This window comes from Paenibacillus sp. FSL F4-0097 (assembly GCF_038593125.1).
Taxonomy (GTDB): domain Bacteria; phylum Bacillota; class Bacilli; order Paenibacillales; family Paenibacillaceae; genus Paenibacillus_AQ; species Paenibacillus_AQ odorifer.
The window spans coordinates 6,676,805-6,692,702 of the sequence record NZ_CP151965.1; the positions used below are offsets into that span (position 1 = coordinate 6,676,805).

A 15,898-nucleotide genomic window follows, 5' to 3' on the forward strand; every position below is an offset into this window, starting at 1 on the left:
TACATTTTTTATATTATCATAATCAGTAACCGTTTCCAATCGGAAAATGAGATGTTTTTCATAAGAATTCATACTATTTTCTATCCTAACATTTAAATTTTAATTAAGACCGATACATAGCTCTGAAAAGCTTTTCAGAAGAAGGTCACAAAAATAAAGGGCCTTTATTTTTCCCGCGTGGATTCCCGCACAATCAGCTTATGCTCCATCTTTTCATTCAATACCTGGACACCACCTGTTGTGAGCAATTCATGCAGCATCTCCGCCGCCCGATAACCTAACTCATAAATCGGCTGTGCAATTGTGGTCAGCTTTGGAATGAACATACTCGACATCCGCAAATTATCAAATCCAATCACAGATACCTGCCCCGGAACTAGAATATTACGATCCTTCAGATAAGAAATCGTCCCCATTGCAAATTCGTCAGCAACACAGAAAACGGCAGTCAGCTCGGGATAATCAGTAAACAACTCATGCGCCGCTTGATAGGCGTGTTCGAACCGGTGATTGGCATATTTGCTCTTCACAATATTCTGCTGTAGTCCAAACTCTGTTAGTGCTCTTACAAAACCCTCATAACGAGGCGGGCCGGATACGGAGTTTTCATGGTTAAAACCAATCATGCCAATGTCCTTATGCCCTAAATCAATCAGAAACTTTACCGCATCGTAAGCCGCCTGTTCATCATCCACCTCCACAGATGGAATGTCGTACTCATCAGAATGCGAGGATACCAACACAAAAGGAATTCTACAACCGACTAATTTGTCATGTGTCTCAGGATAAAGGACATCACTGGCGAACACGATCCCATCCACCTGCTTCTCATGGAAGTTATCAATGTAAGACAACATCCGTTCTTTGTCGCGGTCCGTATTGCAGATCATTAAACTGTATCCAAGCTTGATGCATGCATCCTGCATTCCCCGAATAACCCCTGCGAAATACAGGTTCTCAATATCCGGAATCAGCAGGCCCAGTGTAAAAGACTTCTTGTAGATCAGGCCCCGTGCAAACGCATTTGGTTGATATTGCAAACGTTCTACAGCCTCCATCACTCGATTCCGTTTGCTCTCTACGACCGTATTCGGTGCATTCATAACACGCGATACGGTGCTGATCGACACCTCCGCCATTCTGGCAACATCTCTTATGGTTGGCTTCATAACGATAACTTCCTTTTTTTCAGGTAACTTTTCGATGTGATTATAGCAAGCCCGTTAAGAAATAACAACAAATTTTTTAAAGCGCTTACATTTTATTTAAAAGACATACTTATTCCTTATCTAATCATTACAAAGTGCGTATAACTTACTTAAAGTGTGTATATAGTTTTATTACATGGTATACTAGGCGAGTAGCATTATTCGCAGCTACAAATACTGCTCTAGACTATCTGAGCGTTTATTATAGGAGGGATTACATTGAAGCAACAGCGCGATATTCGATTCTCCGTACTGGACTTAGCCTCTATTGTGGAGGGTGGCACAGCGGCAGACTCTTTTCATAACTCTTTAGCTTTAGCTCAACATGCTGAGGAATGGGGCTATCACCGGTATTGGTTTGCTGAGCATCACAACATGATTGGTGTTGCCAGTTCTGCTACCTCACTCTTAATTGGCCACATTGCTGGCGGCACAAAAAGCATACGCGTAGGCTCTGGAGGCATCATGTTGTCCAACCACGCACCACTTGTCATTGCTGAACAATTCGGGACCCTCGAATCCCTATATCCAGGACGGATTGATTTAGGACTGGGCAGAGCCCCGGGATCGGATCAACCGGCTTCCCGTGCGCTACGCCGTGGTCTCGGAAGCGACGGCAGTGACTTCCCCGAGCAGTTAAGTGAGCTCAGAGCCTACTTCGATCCTGCAGGTGCAGGATCACGACCGGCCGGAGTTCGTGCGGTTCCCGGTGAAGGCTTGAATATCCCCATCTGGCTGCTGGGCTCCAGCGGTTTTAGTGCTCAGCTGGCAGGAAAACTAGGTTTACCTTTTGCTTTCGCCAGCCATTTCGCACCAGAGTATTTACTACAGGCCTTACACATCTATCATAGCAATTTCCGTCCTTCAGCAGCACTAGACAAGCCTTATGTGATGGTCGGAGTTGGCATTACAGCGGCCGATACTGTGAATGAGGCAAGACGACTGGCTACCTCGCAGCAGCAGCAATTCCTTAATATCATCCGCGGACGTACGGGGAAGTTACAACCACCGGTTGATAGTATGGAGGGGCTATGGACGATGCAAGAAAAAGCAGCCATGCTTGAGAAGCAGCGTTACTCTTTCGCTGGTGATAAAGCAGCAATTAAAGAACGGCTTCAAGAAATTCTGCAAGAGACACAGGCCGATGAATTGATTGTTTCTGGTGGAATTTATGATCATAACGCTCGTCTACGCTCTTATGAGATTGTAGCCGAAGCTATGAAGGAAATCTAATTTATCATCATAATTAAGGCAAGACGATAGGTCTGGTATCGGGGTTTGAGCCCTATTCCAGATGTATGTCTTGCCTTTTTATTTTGCATTCATAATCGTTCTCAATAAAACACAATTAAAACAATGAATTATATAAAAATAAAGAGTTAAATAGAGAAAACTGCTGTAAATCCATTAATATAACTGATATTTGATCAAATATGATGAATTTTCTTCTAATATCCCATTTTTGTTTAGATATTATTTTGATTATACTTTAGTTATTCGCTATAACGAACGAATTGACGGTAGATCTCTATCCTCTCCTTCCGCTTTCACGGAGATTCCTGCATGCGCACAAAAAAGTGGTTCTGTGAGATACTACTTATTTCGACAATGTTTGATGGAAAATACGATTAGAAAAGAAGAATTTGCCGGAAACCCGCAAATGATGTCTACAAAATTTAATATGGGGTTCAGGAGAAAGGAGCGAGTAAAGTGAAGAAGAAATATCGCTCGGCTTTCATAGCTGCTTATATCCTGACTATTCTAGCAGGAGTCATCTGGCATGCTGGCGGAGTTAGTGCGCAAGATACCATTAAGCTTACGGTGAATTCGCATACGACGAGCACAACCACCATGAACAATATGCAGCCTGGTGATGAAACGAACTCAGAATACACAATTATTAATGCAGGTAGTGAGGGCTTTAATTACTATGTGGACTTCAAATTCATCTCTGGAGACGCAGAATTATACGATATTCTCCAAATGACACTCGAAAAAGAGGGAGTAATCATCTATTCAGGGGTGATGAGCGAGGCTGCCGGAAGAGTTACCATCGGTTCACTTGCCGGGGGAGAACAAAGTGTAATCCAAATGGATGTAATTTTCCCGTGGGAAGCAGGGAACGAATATCAAGGTAAAACCACAACTGTAGCCTTTGAGTTCTCCGCTTCTGGAGGACCGGAGCCATCCGCTGAACCTAGTCCTTCACCGACAGCAACGGCCACAGCTCAGCCTACACCTGAGCCAACACCGACAGCGACTACTACGCCTACAATAGAGCCAACTTCGACACCTACTGCCACGGCTACAGCTACACCTGAAGCTTCGCCGACAGCAACAGCATCACCAACCACGACACCGACAGATTCACCGACAACTACCGCTTCACCAACTGCAACGGCAGTCGCCACACCAGGGCAATCAACGACACCAACACCATCGCCAACACCTACAGCTTCAACAGTAGTAGATGAAATTAGTGTTACTGAAGCACCGATCCCACTGGGTGGAGGCGATAATGAGCCAACAGCATCACCAAGTGCTGGCAGCCAAACTACCAGCGCAACACCGCAGCCAAGCAATGAAATCGCCTTGCCTGATGATGAGCTTCCACTGGGGGCACCAGAGGTTGGCAACAAGCTTCCGAATACCGCTGAGCCTTGGTATAACTTGATTCTTGCCAGCTTAGCCATTGCGGTACTCAGCGTGATTATCATGCGCAGATTGAAATCGAAGAAATAACCACATTTTGCAGCATAAGTCTGGAGGTGAGAGAGTATGAAGGAGCGTAATGGTGTCTTGCTAGCCGTGAAGCTAATCTTCATACTCTCTTTAGTTGTGTTGATTTACTCGGTTGTACAGGTGGTCAAAGCACCGATCGAAGCTAAACAGGCTTTAAATGATTGGGCAAAAAAGAGGGAGGAAACAGTCGCCCACTCCCGTTCTGCCGAAGAAACCCCTCTTCCCTTGGGAATGGTCAGTTCAGCCAAGGAACAGCCGCCCCCCGCTCATTCCTATACAGAAGGTGAAATCATAGGAGAGATTCGTTTCCCCAAATTAAACAAAAAGATCGCAGTGCTAGAAGGCACGGAAAGCCCCGAGCTAAAAAAGGGAGCCGGACATTATAAAGGCAGCGCAGCTATCGGTGCCACCGGCAATAGTGTGCTCGCAGGCCACCGCGATACAGTGTTCCGTAATCTGGGAGAACTCGTGGCTGGAGATCTTATCGAGCTGGAAAGTACGGACGGGACTTTTACCTATGAAGTAACAGGCAGCACAATTGTTGACGGGGACGAACGTGGTGCTATAAAGCCAAGTGATAAGGCCATCCTCACGTTGATTACCTGTTATCCCTTTTCATATGTGGGATCTGCACCGGACCGTTATTTACTTTCAGCGAAGTTAGTGAAACAAGAAATATTACCGCATTAAACCTAAATATTACCTCAATCTTCTTCCTCAGGGATGAGACCTTATATGGAAAGTGATACTATATATATACAATAGTAAAGAGGAGATGACCCAAGGTGAAGAAAGAGGTTGTAGAACGGTTTATTTCGTATGCACAAATGGATACCCAATCGAATGAAGATAATGAGACTTGCCCATCCACTCCGGGACAGATGGTTCTGGCCCACAAGCTGGTTGAAGAGCTTAAGGAAATCGGTATGGAGGAAGTCCAGGTGGACGAGCATGGCTATGTTATGGCGACACTCCCTGCGAATACGGACAAGGATGTTCCGACCATTGGTTTTTTAGCCCATTTGGATACGGCGACTGATTTTACCGGAACGAATGTGAAGCCACAGATTATCGAGAACTATGATGGTCAAGATATTCTTTTGAATAAAGAGCTGAATGTTGTATTGTCCACAGCGAGCTTTCCGGAGCTGGCGGAATACAAAGGCCACACCTTAATTACAACTGATGGCACGACCCTGCTTGGCGCAGATAATAAAGCCGGTATTGCTGAGATTATGACCGCCATGCATTACCTCATTCAACATCCAGAAATCAAACACGGCAAGATTAGAGTTGCCTTCACACCAGACGAAGAAATCGGCCGCGGGCCTCATAAATTTGACGTAGCCGCTTTTAATGCTTCCTATGCTTACACTGTAGACGGAGGTCCACTCGGAGAATTAGAGTATGAAAGCTTTAATGCTGCGTCTGCTAAAATCTCAGTCTACGGCGTTAATGTTCACCCTGGTACTGCAAAAGGAAAGATGATTCATTCCGCCAAAATCGCCATGGCACTTCATCTCAGACTCCCTGCTGAGGAAGCGCCCGAATATACAGACGGTTATGATGGCTTTTATCACCTAAGCTCTATAGAAGGCACACCTGAATTCAGCAAGCTGCAATATATCATCCGCGACTTTGACCGTGAGAAATTCGAGGCACGTAAAGCTTATCTCTCAGCTGTCGTAGAAGAATTCAAAAGCATCCATGGCGAAGAGAACATCGTGCTTGAAATGAAGGACCAATATTACAATATGCGCGAAAAAATCGAGCCTGTGCGTCATATCGTCGATATTGCCCATGAGGCGATGGAGAACCTTAACATCACACCGATCATCCGCCCGATTCGCGGAGGTACAGATGGCTCGCAGCTTTCCTACATGGGCTTGCCGACACCTAATATTTTCACCGGAGGCGAGAATTTCCATGGCAAATTCGAATATGCGTCTGCGGACAATATGGTAAAAGCGGTAAATGTTATCGTGGAGATTGCTAAGCTATTCGAACAGAAAGCCTAAAGCATTATCCGCATCACTCCTTTAAAACACCAAAAATCCCTGTAGAGGCCGATCCAGACCTCTCAGGGATTATTAATGTTCTTAGACTATTCGATTAGCATCTTTCTTCCGGCGGCGCGTCCTTCCAGATCACGTTTTCTCCGTAATTCTTACCCCAATCGTACATCAATCGAAGGACGGGAAGCAGACTTTGGCCGTATGAAGTCAGGGAATACTCTACTTTTGGTGGAACCTCAGCGTACACTTTTCTTAGAACCAACTGGTCTTCTTCAAGCTCGCGAAGCTGATTGGTCAACATTTTTTGCGTGATATGAGGAATTAGCTTTTTCAGCTCGCTGAACCGCTTTGTCCCTTCAAGCCCAAGATGCCAGAGGATAATCAGCTTCCATTTCCCTCCGATCACCGCAAGCGTTAATTCCTTCTCACAGTTAATTTCCTTCAAGTTTATGCGATCTTTAATCTCGGTTGCCATTCCTAAAGTGCCTCCTCTCTCCTGTTATCATACTAACACAAAAACGAATAACCTCCTTATAGGAAGGCATTCGTTTCTGTACGTTCACTCTAAATTAGCATGCTTGCCGAACATTTGCTGATTCGTCTGCCCCGTCTTCTCCATCATTCGCAGAATAATAGCATCATAAAAGACCAACATCGTCTGTTCGAATAAAGAAGCCATCGGCTGGATCGTGCTGTAGCTTCCACTGGCCGGATCTTTTGGAGATCCCGGCAGCTTCACTGTGTAGCCCGCTAAACGTCCAACCGTCGAATCCGGCGCAATGGTAACGGCAACAACTTCTGCACCCACCCCTTTGGCTTTCTCAGCCATAGAGATCAACCCTTTCGTCTCACCGGAACCGGAACCGAGGACTAACACATCCCCCTGTTCAATCCCCGGAGTCACCGTTTCGCCTACAACATAAGCCTCTTTACCAACATGCATTAACCGCATAGCAAAGGCCCGTCCCATCAATCCAGATCTGCCCGCTCCAGCCACGAAGATCTTGTTGGACTGAAGCAGCAGCTCAGCCATTCGCTCAGTCTCTTCTTCATCAAGCTGAGATATGGAGCGCTGGAGCTCCTCTATAATGCGCTGTGCGTATTTCATTGTATCCATTGTAATCTTAAGCCTGACTAACTAGACGTTTCATTTCTGCTGCGGCAGCCTTTTGATCCGCTTCACCTGTGATGCCTCCACCAACGATGACAAGATCAGGGTTCGCGGCGATCACTTCTGGAAGTGTGCTTAGCTTGATCCCTCCAGCGATAGCTGTTTTTGCCTGCTTAACCACACTCTTAATCGCATTTAAATCTGCAAAAGAATTTTTACCTTCCGCTTGATGGTCATATCCAGAGTGCACACAGATATAGTCTACGCCAAGTGCGTCTACTTCAGCCGCTCTTGTTTGGATATCCTTCACATTGATCAGATCAACTAGAATCTCTTTATTGGTTTTCTTCGCTTCCTCCACTGCACCTCTAATGGTAGAATCATCAGAAACACCAAGTACAGTAACGATATCCGCGCCCGCTTCCACGGCCTTCATCACTTCATATCCACCTGCGTCCATGATTTTCAAATCTGCCAACACAGTCAAAGCAGGAAAAGCCTCTTTAATTGCTTTCACTGCATGCAAACCTTCATTTATAACGATAGGTGTTCCAATTTCAACGATATCTATAAATTCGGCAACTTTTGAGACAACCTCTTTCGCTCCCGCAATGTCCACTAAATCCAACGCTAATTGTAATTTCATATTTATTTGCACTCCTCATTAATATATTTTAGTAAGTCATGTACAAATTGTAGTTCCTTACATCCCTCTAGGGAAGTAGGCACTTTATTGTGATGTAGTTACCTGGAGGATACTAATGCGCGGTTAAAGGGCTCTTTTCGACCTAAATTAAAAACGTTTTGTCATTTTTCTGTAAAAATACTGCATTTCCATGAAAGCTGTGCTAATATTACAGTTTGTTTATGAAATTTTAGGAAGTACATCATAATATAAGAAGGTGCACAATGAAGCAAAATAATCACCAGGAATTCAACCTGGTCAAACTGACCTGGCCGATTTTCCTCGAGCTATTCCTCTTTATGCTCATGGGTAGTGTGGATACTTTTATGATCAGTTCAGTGTCCGACGATGCCGTGTCTGGTGTCGGCGCAGCGAATCAGATCATTGCGATAGCAATTTTAGTCCTCAGTGTAATTGGTAACGGTGCAGCTATTGTGGTCTCCCAATATCTCGGTTCCAAAAAACCTCTGGAAGCCGCTCAAGTGACCGGCAATGCCATTACCCTAAACCTGTTAGTCGGCATTCTTCTAAGTACGTTTTTGCTGATATTCGGAGGGACGCTACTGACTGCGCTGAATGTAAAAGGGGATATCCTCATTTACGCCAAAGCCTATATGAATATTGTTGGTGGCGGTATTTTTCTGCAAGCATTAATCAATGCTCTGGCGACTACTATCCGTACTCACGGTTTCACCAAACAGACGATGGTCGTATCCTTGCTGATGAACATTATTCACGTGGTGGGCAACTACCTGCTCATTTATGGTCATTTCGGACTTCCGGCGTTAGGTGTGGAGGGTGCGGCTATCTCAACAGTGATGAGTCGATTTATCTGCCTGATCCTTTTCTTCCTGCTGCTCTACAGAGTGATGGAGGTACGGGTGAAAGTAACCTATTACATTCATCTTTCTAAAAAATACGTGCTGCAAATTCTCAAAATCGGCATCCCGTCCGCTTTTGAATCCATCACTTATCAATCATGCCAGCTTGTATTCACACTCTATATTACTTATTTAGGCGCTGAAGCTATGGCTACTCGCCAGTACGCGCTTAATATTTCCAATTATATTTATTTATTCAGTGTAGCTGTCTCTATGGGAACTTCCATCGTTGTAGGACATCTCGTGGGAGCTAGACGCCCTGATGAAGCCTATAAGCGTGTATTCACCAGTGTAAAGTGGGCGCTGCTGGTTACCGTAATAATAGATGCTGTGGTGATTTTCTTCCGGGTACCGCTATTCGGGCTTTTCACAGACAATGAGAACATCATTAGGATGGGGGCGCAGGTCATATTGCTTAGCTTCTTCCTGGAAACTGGGCGCACAACCAATCTGGTTATCATTAACTCTTTACGCGCCTCGGGCGATGCCAAATTCCCTGTATATATGGGACTGATCTCTATGGTCTGCATGAGCTTACCTCTTGGTTATTTCCTGGTGTTCCAACTTGATCTCGGGTTAGCCGGCGTGTGGATTGCCACTGCGGTGGACGAGTGGGTGAGAGCCGTCATTATGTATTTCCGTTGGAAAAGCCGAGCTTGGGAGAAACATGGACTTATTGAACACGAAGCTCCAGAACACTGTACGCCTTCCGCTACTCCCGCAGCTGTAAATTAACATGTATACTCAGAGGTTCTTTAAGGTCATATCAGATCTTAAGGAACCTTCTTTTTTATTTACGCCAACATTACATAAAATTTGAGAATGAATGAACCATTCTACGTTACAATAGATAGAACATAATTAACAAAGCTAAAGGAGAGAGCTTCATGCCGGAGGAAACCGGAATTCATGAGTTACTGACGCTCAAAACGATTGCGGAGACTTTGAACAGTTCCAATGAGCTGAGACCCATGCTCGATACAGTCATGGGCAAGCTACTTGAGTTAACCGGAAACACTGCAGGCTGGATCTTCCTGAGCGAAGAATACATGGAATATGAGTGTGCCGCTGATCGAGGTCTGCCACCTGCACTACAACGCGACAATAAACAACCAATGCAGTGCGGAAGCTGCTGGTGCCTAAGCCGCCTATGGGATGATCGGCTCGAGCATGCCGTCAACATTCTAAGCTGCAAGCGGCTCAGTAACGCCAGGCAGTATAACTGGGGCGACACGCTGGGGATCACCCACCACGCTACCGTCCCGCTGCATTCAGGTGAGCGTTACTTGGGACTTATGAATGTGGCTGCACCAGGCAAAGCACATTACGCCGACAGCGAGCTGGCTCTGCTGCAATCCGTGGCTTTGCAAATTGGCAGTGCTATTGAACGGATGCAGTTATATAGCACCGAGCAGCGCCGCGCGAATCTGTACGCCAAATTAGGCGAATTCAGCGCAGCTTTAAATCTAACCGCCAACCAATGTATCTCGCCCAGTATTCTAATCGAGAAAAGCGCCGCCCTGATTGGCGACTATTTCGATTGGCCCTTTGCAGCGATTATCGGGCAGCATGAGGGACAATTCGAAGTCCATGCTGCCTATGCGGCTAATATAACGCCGGAAACAGCTCCCTTCCAGCTCTCGGATTCTTTTAAAGTACGTCTAGGAGATATCGCAAAAGGACAACGCTTTGCGACATTAACCCCTGATGAAGAGCAGGAAATTAAGAAGTCCTGCTGTTCTGAACAACCTGTTGCGGAGCGTGTTGTGATGCTCGCTGTGCCCTTTCGGCAGATTGCCGCACAAGGTGCAGGAATTCTACTGATCACCTCACCCAAAGCACTAGCTTCCGCAACTGCGGATGGAGAGGTGCTTGAGGCTGTCGCTGAACATATTTCCGCTACATTGGAAAGTGCTCAGCTTGGAGAGAAACGCCGCGAAATTGCGCGTCTTGACGAGCGGAATCGTCTGGCCCGTGACCTGCACGACTCCGTGAACCAGATCCTCTTCTCCCTCTCAATGACCGCCAAAGGCGTGGAAAGCATGCTGAAGCAGGAGCATATCTCCCATCCTGCTACTGAAGCTGTCCGCGATATTCAAGCTTTATCCCAGTCAGCACTCAAAGAAATGCGTGCATTAATTATGCAGCTTCGGCCTGCCGGACTGGAAGCCGGTTTATTGACTGCGCTGCAGGCTCATGGCCAGCAGCTAGGGCTGCTGATACAGACGCAACGGAGCGGTGTTCACGAACTTCCCCGCAATGTGGAGGAAGGGCTGTGGCGCATTGGCCAAGAAGCGCTCAATAATGTACGAAAGCATTCCGAAACCTCTAAAGCGCAGGTATCTCTGCATCTGAATGCAGCCGAGGTGGTACTGAGCGTTGCCGACCAAGGTAAAGGCGGGGCCAAACGGCGTTCTAACACAGACACTAATGAATCTCTTGGACTGCATATTATGAAGGAAAGAGCAGAAGCTCTCTCCGGTCGTATTCATATCCACAGTGTGGAAAATCAAGGCACAACGGTTGAGGCAATCATACCTCTGCCCATCCAATCTACATGAAGTCGGGTGATTATAAATGACGATAAACTTATTATTAGTAGACGACCATGCAATGGTACGCCGTGGGCTGCAAGTATTTCTCTCCACACAACCCGATATCAAGGTTATTGGGGAGGCCTCCAACGGCCGCGAGGCACTGGAAAAAACAGCTGAATTGAACCCGGATGTCATATTAATGGATTTGCATATGCCCATTATGGACGGCATTGAGACCGCTCAAGCACTGAGGATCTCCCACCCGCAGGTCAAGGTCATTGTATTGACCTCCTTTTCGGATCAGGATCATGTGCTCCCGGCTATCCGCGTAGGAATCAAAGGCTATTTGCTTAAAGATATAGAACCAGAAGCGCTGGTAGTTGCGATCCGCAAGGTACATAACGGGCAAGTGGAGCTACATTCCGAGGCTGCCAGCCAACTGATGAATCTAATGGCGACCTCTACACTAGAGCAATTGGAACTTAATGCTTCCGATCCGAACGACCCAAACGCAACACCTGCTGCGATCACCGGATTAGAGCTTCTTACTCCACGCGAGCAAGAAGTATTAGACCTGATTGCGCTCGGTATGAGTAACAAAGAGATTGCCAGCAAGCTGGTCATCACCGAAAAAACCGTTAAGACCCATGTCAGCCACGTTCTCGGAAAGCTAAACTTAGCGGATCGGACTCAGGCTGCCATTTTCGCATTGAAAGGCGGCTATAACGCCTAGAATCAAAACTCCTCTACAACTTTAGTCTTAGACGCTCAGCACAATGGCTGAGCGTTTTTATTATGTATGTTCATTCCATGTGCTGATGTTAACAGAGGCCGATTCAACTATCATTGGTTTATAGCAATTGACCTCACATAGGAGTGGATACAGATGAAAGTGATGATCCTGACAGGCAGTAATCGAAAAGAAGCAACCAGCACGAAGCTGGCAGAACATGCTGCCCATTTCATTAGTCAGCATGGGGAAAAGGTTACCATGTTTGACCTCTACAAACGCCCACTTCCCTTTTATTCACCAGACGAGATTTACACAGAGCATGAACATTTAAACGAGCTTAAACAAGAGATGTTAGCAGCGGATGCAGTAATCTTGGTTACTCCGGAATATCACGGCTCGGTAAGTGGCGTATTAAAAAATGCGATTGATCATCTAGGCCAGGCGCATTTCAACGGTAAAGTTGTGTTATCCGCCAGTTCAGCCGGGGGAGCGGTAGGGATAAGCTCATTACTTCAATTGCAAGCCATCGTACGTAACCTGCACGGTATTAATACACCAGACTGGATCTCCATCGGCGGACTGCAACGCAAGCGGTTCGAGGTCGGGTACGACGGATACGAGGGTGGGCAAGAAATCGAAGATCGCATTCACCTAGTATTAGAAGCATTCCTGAATTTAGCCCGCAAAATCGACAGATCGGCAGGTGCTATCCAATGATCAAAGGACTATATGAAGCACATTTACCAGTAAGCAATCTTGAAGTATCCATCGAATTTTATGAGAAATTAGGTCTGAAAATGGCTTGGCGGGATGAAGAAACTGTATTCTTCTGGATCGAGGAAGGTCGGAGCTGGATTGGTCTTTGGGAAGGCCAGGAGGTTCAAACCCCATACCACCCGTCCTTGCGGCATATTGCCTTCCGTGTCACTTACGAGGACTTGAAGCAATCACTGCAATGGCTGGAATCGATTGGGGTAGAGGCTGTTCCGTTCCGCAACCGGACTTCTGTTGAGCCTTTTATCCGGGCTTATCAAGGAAATGCTTCTGTCTACTTCAACGACCCTGACGGCAACAGCTTGGAATTTATGTGCCACGTAGAGGTCCCTGAACATCTGAAGCCTATTTCAGAGAACATAACCTTAACGGAATGGGAGAAATTACTGCACAGTAAATAAAATACTCAAACAAAAAAACAGCTGCTCCCGTCCAAGGGTCCAGCTGTTTGAGTATATTAGCTTCTTCGATTACTTAATCGAAATGCCCTTCTTCATGGCCTTCATGTCTGCATTCGTATTCACAAGCGTTGGCAGTATCTTCATACTTCTAGTCATGGGAGAGTTGCATTGCCAGCAGGTAGGTACATATTGAAAGGCGAAATTATCGCGCATCCAACCTGTGCAACCTTCCTTGGTACAGGACCAAATTGCTGTGTCTTCTTGCGGAAGTTCCTCCAGTGCTTTTTTACGAAAATACATAAGTACCCCTCCTTGGATCGAATCGAGACGATATCGCTACCCTATTAGGGGCAGATTCATACTATGAAAATAAAAAAAGCTGCCCTCAACTTGTGTTAAGGGCAGCCTGATTTTTAAACTACAGTTTTACAACGTTTTCGGCTTGTGGTCCACGAGCGCCTTGAGTTACGTTGAACTCAACGCGTTGGCCTTCGTCCAAAGATTTAAATCCGTCGCCTGTGATTGCGGAGAAGTGTACGAATACGTCGCTTCCACCTTCAACCTCGATAAAACCGAATCCTTTGTCTGCGTTAAACCATTTCACTGTACCTGTTTGCATGATATTACCTCCAATATTTTATTTAACACATGTCCTTTTATTCCTACGTAGTGTACGAACAAATAAAAATTCACACATTGGAAAAGGACTCATACGCACAAATGATAACCTTTTACAATATGTGAATTAAGGGTTAAATTTATGATTGATTTCATTGTACCACACTAAATCACTAAAAGCAATGCGTATGCCTATTTAATTTTCACTCCGGCTCTTATTGCCTATAAACAGCAGCAGCCGAGCCGGACGAACACCCATGTTAGTCGATATAACCTGCCAATCCTTTATCCATCAAGTAATCCATTTCTGCATCAAGAATGGTCTCTACTGTGATTTCATCCAGCTTCACATCACGTTGGGCAGTGACATAGTCGACCAGATCATCGCTGTCGATGTCTACCTCACCCTTGGCGTTCGCCTTGGCCTTATTGATAAAGGTCTGTTCATGCTTCAATACTAAGCGGATGATTTGCGGATCCACTTTGGTTTTGGCAGATAATACATTTACTAGCTCCTGCTCATTTACTTTGTCACTCATTTTTTAAATTTCATCTCCTTACAATTATTACACAATCATTGTAGCATATTTCGCGCTTTAACGCGTCATTACGCGAAGTATACCGCGGTTTATTCACACTTTTCTTATCATCCCAGCGTCTATAACGTTCCACTTGAAGTAAGTTATTTAATAAAAACAGTTGTGAGGAACATTGACTTGTGCCAAAATATAAAAAAAGTGTTGGACCAAATGAATACTAGAAAAGGCGGTTGAATTCATGAGCTCTGTATCTACCCAGCAATTAGACACAAACAGCAACAAGGCACATCGTTATATCGAAGACGTATACGCACAGGTTGTTGCGCGTAATCCTTTTGAGCCCGAATTTCATCAGGCCGTAAAGGAAATCCTTGAATCTTTGCTTCCAATCCTCGCTGCTGAACCTAAGTATCAGGAAAATGCCATTCTGGAAAGATTGGTTGAGCCAGAACGTTTGATTATGTTCCGTGTTCCTTGGACAGACGATCAAGGTAAGGTCAGAGTTAACCGTGGATATCGTGTACAGTTCAGCAGTGCAATTGGACCTTACAAAGGTGGACTTCGTTTTCACCCATCCGTTAATGCTAGTATTATCAAATTCCTTGGTTTCGAGCAAATCTTCAAAAATGCTCTTACCGGCCAACACATCGGCGGAGGTAAAGGCGGATCCGACTTTGATCCTAAAGGTAAATCCGAAGGCGAAATCATGCGTTTTGCACAAAGCTTCATGACTGAATTGCAAAATTACATCGGTCCTGACCAAGACGTTCCTGCAGGAGATATCGGTGTAGGTGGTCGTGAGATCGGCTACATGTACGGACAATACAAGCGGATCCGCGGAGGATATCCGGCTGGCGTATTGACTGGTAAAGGTATTGGTTACGGCGGAAGTCAGGCTCGGACAGAGGCTACTGGTTACGGTACAGTTTATTTCGTAAACGAGATGCTGAAAGCAAAAGGCCTTTCTTTTGAAGGAAGCCGCGTTGTTGTTTCCGGTTCTGGTAACGTAGCGATCTATGCGATCGAAAAAGCTGTACAGCTAGGCGCTAAAGTCGTAGCTTGTAGTGATTCCGCCGGATATATCTATGACGAAAATGGGATTAACCTCGAAACTGTCCGCCGCCTGAAAGAAGTCGAAAGAAAACGGATTAGTGAATATGTGAATGAACATCCTAACGCTGTGTATACTGAAGATTCCACGCAAATTTGGACCATTCCTTGTGATATCGCCCTTCCGAGTGCTACTCAGAATGAGATTGATGAAGCCATGGCATTGAAACTGATTGAGAATGGTGTAAAAGCAGTAGGCGAAGGTGCCAATATGCCATCCACCCTTGAAGCTATTCATCAGTTCCAACAAGCTGGCGTGCTATTCGCACCTGCCAAAGCTGCTAATGCTGGCGGCGTAGCTGTATCTGCGCTTGAAATGGCACAAAACAGCATGCGGTTGTCCTGGAGCTTTGAAGAAGTAGATACGAAGCTGCATGAAATCATGGTTTCCATCTACGAACAATCTGTAAATGCATCCGAGCAATATGGACAGTCCGGCAACCTTGTTGCAGGAGCGAACATCGCTGGATTCAAAAAAGTGGCCGACGCTATGCTGGCTGAAGGTGTAATCTAAATAAATTACCGGCGCTCTAGTCACGAACGC

At 45.7% G+C, this 15,898-nt stretch carries 17 protein-coding genes; 10 read left to right on the top strand and 7 right to left on the bottom strand.

What is annotated here, in order from left to right; genetic code table 11:
• Positions 1 to 164: 164 nt before the first annotated feature.
• Positions 165 to 1,169, bottom strand: a complete 1,005-nt coding sequence (locus tag MHH86_RS29955; protein WP_076316133.1) for a LacI family DNA-binding transcriptional regulator — start codon at positions 1,167 to 1,169, stop codon at positions 165 to 167.
• A 258-nt stretch (positions 1,170 to 1,427) separates the two neighbouring features.
• Between MHH86_RS29955 and MHH86_RS29960 the strand changes: the two genes are divergently transcribed.
• From MHH86_RS29960 to pepT, 4 genes are all read left to right on the top strand, one after another.
• Positions 1,428 to 2,441: an LLM class flavin-dependent oxidoreductase gene (locus MHH86_RS29960; protein WP_080742657.1), complete on the top strand. Its 1,014-nt coding sequence runs from the start codon at positions 1,428 to 1,430 to the stop codon at positions 2,439 to 2,441.
• Between the two features lie 477 nt (positions 2,442 to 2,918).
• On the top strand, positions 2,919 to 3,950 hold the full coding sequence (locus tag MHH86_RS29965) for a hypothetical protein (RefSeq protein ID WP_038573745.1): 1,032 nt from the start codon (positions 2,919 to 2,921) through the stop codon (positions 3,948 to 3,950).
• Between the two features lie 36 nt (positions 3,951 to 3,986).
• Entirely contained in the window at positions 3,987 to 4,640 is a 654-nt protein-coding gene (locus MHH86_RS29970) for a sortase (protein ID WP_051491225.1), read from the top strand.
• A 95-nt stretch (positions 4,641 to 4,735) separates the two neighbouring features.
• Positions 4,736 to 5,968 carry a peptidase T gene (pepT, locus tag MHH86_RS29975; protein WP_076099720.1) on the top strand — a complete coding sequence of 411 codons (1,233 nt, stop codon included), beginning with the start codon at positions 4,736 to 4,738 and terminating at the stop codon, positions 5,966 to 5,968.
• Positions 5,969 to 6,062: 94 nt separating this feature from the next.
• On the opposite strand, the gene MHH86_RS29980 is transcribed toward pepT, so the two are convergent.
• From MHH86_RS29980 to hxlA, 3 genes are all read right to left on the bottom strand, one after another.
• Positions 6,063 to 6,440, bottom strand: coding sequence for a helix-turn-helix domain-containing protein (locus tag MHH86_RS29980; protein ID WP_076212601.1), 378 nt, complete (start codon positions 6,438 to 6,440; stop codon positions 6,063 to 6,065).
• A gap of 84 nt (positions 6,441 to 6,524) precedes the next feature.
• Positions 6,525 to 7,082 carry a 6-phospho-3-hexuloisomerase gene (hxlB, locus tag MHH86_RS29985; RefSeq protein WP_038573747.1) on the bottom strand — a complete coding sequence of 186 codons (558 nt, stop codon included), beginning with the start codon at positions 7,080 to 7,082 and terminating at the stop codon, positions 6,525 to 6,527.
• A gap of 7 nt (positions 7,083 to 7,089) precedes the next feature.
• A complete protein-coding gene (gene hxlA / locus MHH86_RS29990) occupies positions 7,090 to 7,722 on the bottom strand; it encodes a 3-hexulose-6-phosphate synthase (RefSeq protein ID WP_036682127.1) in 633 nt (210 codons plus the stop codon).
• A 263-nt stretch (positions 7,723 to 7,985) separates the two neighbouring features.
• Here hxlA and MHH86_RS29995 point away from each other — a divergent pair, with 263 nt between their 5' ends.
• From MHH86_RS29995 to MHH86_RS30015, 5 genes are all read left to right on the top strand, one after another.
• Positions 7,986 to 9,377, top strand: coding sequence for an MATE family efflux transporter (locus MHH86_RS29995; RefSeq protein ID WP_038573751.1), 1,392 nt, complete (start codon positions 7,986 to 7,988; stop codon positions 9,375 to 9,377).
• 152 nt (positions 9,378 to 9,529) lie between these two features.
• Positions 9,530 to 11,203 (top strand): GAF domain-containing sensor histidine kinase, encoded by a 1,674-nt coding sequence (locus MHH86_RS30000; protein WP_038573753.1) that lies wholly within the window; start codon positions 9,530 to 9,532, stop codon positions 11,201 to 11,203.
• 16 nt (positions 11,204 to 11,219) lie between these two features.
• Complete coding sequence (locus tag MHH86_RS30005) at positions 11,220 to 11,912, top strand: response regulator transcription factor (RefSeq protein ID WP_038573755.1); 693 nt, start codon at positions 11,220 to 11,222, stop codon at positions 11,910 to 11,912.
• A 153-nt stretch (positions 11,913 to 12,065) separates the two neighbouring features.
• Positions 12,066 to 12,629: an NADPH-dependent FMN reductase gene (locus MHH86_RS30010; RefSeq protein WP_038573757.1), complete on the top strand. Its 564-nt coding sequence runs from the start codon at positions 12,066 to 12,068 to the stop codon at positions 12,627 to 12,629.
• The gene (locus MHH86_RS30015; protein WP_036682137.1) at positions 12,626 to 13,087 is read left to right on the top strand and encodes a VOC family protein; all 462 of its coding nucleotides are present in this window, start codon (positions 12,626 to 12,628) and stop codon (positions 13,085 to 13,087) included. Before MHH86_RS30010 ends, MHH86_RS30015 begins: the two co-directional genes overlap by 4 nt.
• Positions 13,088 to 13,156: 69 nt before the next feature.
• On the opposite strand, the gene MHH86_RS30020 is transcribed toward MHH86_RS30015, so the two are convergent.
• The 3 genes from MHH86_RS30020 to MHH86_RS30030 form a co-directional block, all read right to left on the bottom strand.
• Positions 13,157 to 13,387 (bottom strand): cold-shock protein, encoded by a 231-nt coding sequence (locus tag MHH86_RS30020; RefSeq protein ID WP_036682139.1) that lies wholly within the window; start codon positions 13,385 to 13,387, stop codon positions 13,157 to 13,159.
• Between the two features lie 118 nt (positions 13,388 to 13,505).
• Entirely contained in the window at positions 13,506 to 13,706 is a 201-nt protein-coding gene (locus MHH86_RS30025; RefSeq protein ID WP_019914790.1) for a cold-shock protein, read from the bottom strand.
• Between the two features lie 259 nt (positions 13,707 to 13,965).
• Entirely contained in the window at positions 13,966 to 14,244 is a 279-nt protein-coding gene (locus tag MHH86_RS30030; protein WP_038573758.1) for a hypothetical protein, read from the bottom strand.
• Between the two features lie 238 nt (positions 14,245 to 14,482).
• On the opposite strand from MHH86_RS30030, the gene gdhA reads away from it, so the two are divergent.
• On the top strand, positions 14,483 to 15,868 hold the full coding sequence (gdhA, locus tag MHH86_RS30035; protein WP_036682144.1) for an NADP-specific glutamate dehydrogenase: 1,386 nt from the start codon (positions 14,483 to 14,485) through the stop codon (positions 15,866 to 15,868).
• Positions 15,869 to 15,898: the final 30 nt, after the last annotated feature.

Bases quoted from the DNA above. Each gene is read 5' to 3' on its own strand.
- MHH86_RS29955 (WP_076316133.1), bottom strand. From the start codon at position 1,169: ATGAAGCCAACCATAAGAGATGTTGCCAGAATGGCGGAGGTGTCGATC.
- MHH86_RS29970 (WP_051491225.1), top strand. From the start codon at position 3,987: ATGAAGGAGCGTAATGGTGTCTTGCTAGCCGTGAAGCTAATCTTCATA.
- MHH86_RS29980 (WP_076212601.1), bottom strand. From the start codon at position 6,440: ATGGCAACCGAGATTAAAGATCGCATAAACTTGAAGGAAATTAACTGT.
- hxlB (WP_038573747.1), bottom strand. From the start codon at position 7,082: ATGGATACAATGAAATACGCACAGCGCATTATAGAGGAGCTCCAGCGC.
- hxlA (WP_036682127.1), bottom strand. From the start codon at position 7,722: ATGAAATTACAATTAGCGTTGGATTTAGTGGACATTGCGGGAGCGAAA.
- MHH86_RS29995 (WP_038573751.1), top strand. From the start codon at position 7,986: ATGAAGCAAAATAATCACCAGGAATTCAACCTGGTCAAACTGACCTGG.
- MHH86_RS30000 (WP_038573753.1), top strand. From the start codon at position 9,530: ATGCCGGAGGAAACCGGAATTCATGAGTTACTGACGCTCAAAACGATT.
- MHH86_RS30005 (WP_038573755.1), top strand. From the start codon at position 11,220: ATGACGATAAACTTATTATTAGTAGACGACCATGCAATGGTACGCCGT.
- MHH86_RS30010 (WP_038573757.1), top strand. From the start codon at position 12,066: ATGAAAGTGATGATCCTGACAGGCAGTAATCGAAAAGAAGCAACCAGC.
- MHH86_RS30015 (WP_036682137.1), top strand. From the start codon at position 12,626: ATGATCAAAGGACTATATGAAGCACATTTACCAGTAAGCAATCTTGAA.
- MHH86_RS30020 (WP_036682139.1), bottom strand. From the start codon at position 13,387: ATGTATTTTCGTAAAAAAGCACTGGAGGAACTTCCGCAAGAAGACACA.
- MHH86_RS30025 (WP_019914790.1), bottom strand. From the start codon at position 13,706: ATGCAAACAGGTACAGTGAAATGGTTTAACGCAGACAAAGGATTCGGT.
- MHH86_RS30030 (WP_038573758.1), bottom strand. From the start codon at position 14,244: ATGAGTGACAAAGTAAATGAGCAGGAGCTAGTAAATGTATTATCTGCC.
- gdhA (WP_036682144.1), top strand. From the start codon at position 14,483: ATGAGCTCTGTATCTACCCAGCAATTAGACACAAACAGCAACAAGGCA.